Genomic DNA, 3,482 nt, shown 5'->3' with positions numbered 1-3,482 from the left:
CCGCGGGCGGCGGCCTGCCGGTACCACTGCTCGGCCTCCGCGGAGGTGTCGGGGCCCTCCAGCGGCGCGGCGGCGAGAGCCAGGGCGACCAGCTGGCTGCCCTCGTCCTGGACGCCCGCCCGGCCCTCGCGCACGGCGTCCAGCGCGCCCGGCTCGCCGCCCTCGGCGAGCCGTACGGCGAACGGCGACCAGCGGCCCGGCACGCCCGCGCCCTCGCCGAGCGCGGTCAGCAGTTCGTCGGCGGTGGCCCGCCCGGGGCGGGCGACGAGGGTTACGTCGGGCCGCTCGTTGTCGGCGGCGAGCAGCTCCTCGATGCCCTCGCGACCGCCGCCGAGCGCGTCCCACAGCGCGGAGACGACCCAGCGCGGATGGGAGTGGACGACGGCGAGGTGCTCCTCGGGGTCCTCGTCGTACGGCGGGGCGACCCGTTCCAGCCAGCCGTCGAGGTCGTGCGCGGCGACCTTGCGGAGCACGGCGTTGACGAACTTCGCCCGTCCGTCGCCGAGCACGACCCGGGCCAGCTCGACGCTGGCCGAGACCGCCGCGTGCGTGGGGATGCGCGTGCCGAGCAGCTGGTGGGCGCCCAGGCTCAGCACGTCCAGCACGGGCGGGTCGACCTCGCGCAGCGGCCGGTCGACGCAGGCCGCGATGATCGCGTCGTAGGTGCCCTGCCGGCGCAGCGTCCCGTACACCAGCTCGGTCGCGAGCGCGGCGTCGCGCGTCTCGAAACCGCCCTTGGCTCGGGCCTTGCGCAGCAGCGGCGGCAGCACGAGGTTCGCGTAGGCGTCCCGCTCGTCGACGGCCCGCAGCGCCTCGAAGGCGAGGATCCGCACCGGGTCCTTCTTGGGCCGGCGGTGCGGCTTCGCGGGACGGCTGTGCGATCGGCGGGGGGCCTGGTCGTTCACGAAAGGTGCTCCGGAGCTGGGATGACGAGGAACCCCAGCCTACGGCCTGGCCGCGTCCCCGAGCGTCTCGCCCGCGGCGATCCGCACCCCGCGCGCCCAGTCCGCGGCCTGCATCGGCTTCTTGCCCTGGGGCTGGACCCACAGCAGCTCCACCGCGTGCGAGCCGGTGCCGACGTGGACCGAGTTCTTGGCGGCGGCGATCTCGCCGGGGGCCACGTCGGTGCGGTCGGGGCGCAGGGCCACGGACATGACCTTCAGCCGCTCGCCCCGGAAGGTCGTCCAGGCGCCGGGCGCGGGGGCGCAGCCGCGCACGACGCGGTCGACGCGCAGGGCGGGCGCGGCCCAGTCCAGGCGGGCGTCCTCGACGCTGATCTTCGGTGCGAGGGAGACGCCCTCGGCCGGCTGCGGGACGGCCTTGAGCGTGCCGTCCTCGATGCCGTCCATGGTCGCGACGAGCAGCCCGGAGCCGGCGAACGCGAGCCGGGTCAGCAGATCGCCGCTGGTGTCCGTCGGACGGACCTGCTCCGTCAGCACGCCGAAGACCGGGCCGGAGTCCAGGCCCTCCTCGATGAGGAAGGTGGAGGCGCCGGTGACCTCGTCACCGGCCATGATCGAGTGCTGGACGGGGGCGGCTCCGCGCCAGGCGGGCAGCAGCGAGAAGTGCAGGTTCACCCAGCCGTGCGCCGGGATGTCCAGCGCGGGCCGGGGCAGCAGGGCGCCGTAGGCGACGACGGGGCAGCAGTCGGGGCCGATCTCGCGCAGCCGGTCGAGGAAGTCCGTATCGCGCGGGCGGGCCGGCTTGAGGACCTCGATGCCCTCCTCCTCGGCGCGCTGCGCCACGGGGCTGGCGACCATCCTGCGGCCCCGTCCGGCGGGCGCGTCGGGACGCGTGACGACGGCGACGACCTCGTGTCGGTCCGACGCGATCAGCGCGTCGAGGGCGGGAACGGCGACCTCGGGGGTACCGGCGAAGACGAGCCTCATGGGTGCGGAACTACCTCTCCTCGAGCGCCGAGCGGAACGGCCCACCAGTCTAGATGTGCCCTCGCCCCAGGGGGCGTACGGGCCTTCGCGCGCCCCATTCCGAAGGATGTGCGCCCCCATACCGTGACCCGGCGGCCCGTGGCGCGTTGGGTCAAGAGAGATTGACCGAAACGGGCCGCAACAGCGGCCCGCTTCCGTTGCGTTGGCCGGTCGTCGGCTTGACGTCCGGCCGTCAACTCTCGTCCTCCATCGTCCTTCAACGCCGGTCCGAGAGGCTTGTTCATGCCCGACCACGCAACCCACGACGCCCAGGCACGGGCCAGCCTGCATCTTCTGGTCCGGGACATCGAGAGGGTCCGCCGCCAGGTCGACGCCCTGCGCACCCTCACCGCCCAGCTGGGCAACGTCTACCGTCCGCGCCGCACCGGGCCGTCCGCCGGCTTCGTCGTCTACGGCCGCGCCCCGGCGCCGACCGTCCGGCTGGCGCAGGAGCTGCGCGACAGCGTGGAGACGCTGGTCACGGCGGCCGTCGACTTCGACCGCTCGCTGGGCTTCTCCTGGGACGCGGTGGGCTCCGCGCTCGGCGTCACCAAGCAGGCGGTGCACCGGCGTTACGGCGCGCGGCGCTCCGCGGGGCAGACGGCGGCGGAGGCGGCCGAGCCCGGCACCACGCGCACGGCCGAGGCGCCCCCGGTCCCGGTCGTCCCGGCGGCCCGCACGGTCCCCCACCGCGAGGAAACCAGGCCCGCCACGCCCTTCCCGGGCCCGCGCCACGGCTAGGCCCGCCGCCGATGGGCACACACTGACCACCGGCCGGCAGTGGCAAGCGATGCGTGCATCGGCACACTCCTCGGCGGTGCCTGGTCGGTGCGGGAGCACCAGGTGCGGCCCGGTGGGTGGCATGTGCCCACCCGCGGTTCGGGAGCGGAACGACTGCCCGCAAACCGCGGGGCGCGCCCCGCAAGGCGCGTGAGGCGCGGGATCAGCCGATGTCCGGCGGGTCCACGCGGAGCCAGACCCGCTCCCCCTGCCCCCGGGCCAACCGCACCGCCTGCGTCGTCTTGAGCGCCGCCGCCAGCGCCGCCCCCTGCCCGGGACGGACGCGGACGAGCGCGCGCTCCCAGCGCTCCCCCGCCGGGGCCTCCCCGGTCCGGCGCGGGCGCCCCGGCGGCGGCTCCGGCAGCGGGACCGGGCCGAGCACCTCCGCCCCGGCCGGGAGTTCCGCCATGGCGAGGAAGTCCGCGACCGCCTCCGGCGGGCCGGTCACCGCCGCCATCCGGGAGACGGGCGGAAAGCCCAGCTCCGCCCGGTCGGCCAGCTCACGCACCGCGTGCCCCGCAGGGTCCCAGCGGACCAGCGCCTGCACGGGCCGCAGCGTCGGCTCCGCGACGACCACGACCGTGCCGCCGGCCTCCTGCCCCCGCACCAACGCGGCGGCGCCCAGCCAGCGGCGCAGCGCCTCCTCGCCCGCCCGCAGGTCGGGGAAGTTCAGCAGGGCCCAGCCGTCCAGCAGCAGGGCGGCGGCATAGCCGCCCTCGGCCACGGGCTCCGCACCCGGCGTGGCGACGACCAGAGCCGGCCCGCCGGGCACGG

3 protein-coding genes and 1 pseudogene are annotated in these 3,482 nt (G+C 76.2%); 1 reads left to right on the top strand and 3 read right to left on the bottom strand.

Features of this window, described 5'->3' with window-relative positions:
* A partial coding sequence (locus AB0K09_RS31535) for a transcription antitermination factor NusB (RefSeq protein WP_366068817.1) occupies positions 1-905 on the bottom strand: 905 nt, incomplete at its 3' end.
* A gap of 39 nt (positions 906-944) precedes the next feature.
* A complete protein-coding gene (fmt, locus tag AB0K09_RS31530) occupies positions 945-1,889 on the bottom strand; it encodes a methionyl-tRNA formyltransferase (protein ID WP_366068816.1) in 945 nt (314 codons plus the stop codon).
* A 282-nt stretch (positions 1,890-2,171) separates the two neighbouring features.
* Here fmt and AB0K09_RS31525 point away from each other — a divergent pair, with 282 nt between their 5' ends.
* Positions 2,172-2,669, top strand: a complete 498-nt coding sequence (locus AB0K09_RS31525) for a hypothetical protein (RefSeq protein ID WP_366068815.1) — start codon at positions 2,172-2,174, stop codon at positions 2,667-2,669.
* 202 nt (positions 2,670-2,871) lie between these two features.
* On the opposite strand, the pseudogene AB0K09_RS31520 reads toward AB0K09_RS31525, so the two are convergent.
* Positions 2,872-3,482 (bottom strand): annotated as a pseudogene (locus AB0K09_RS31520) (primosome assembly protein PriA); the annotation flags it as partial.

It is taken from the genome of Streptomyces sp. NPDC049577 (assembly GCF_040675635.1).
GTDB lineage: Bacteria > Actinomycetota > Actinomycetes > Streptomycetales > Streptomycetaceae > Streptomyces.
This window is presented reverse-complemented; position numbering and strand designations above follow the sequence as displayed.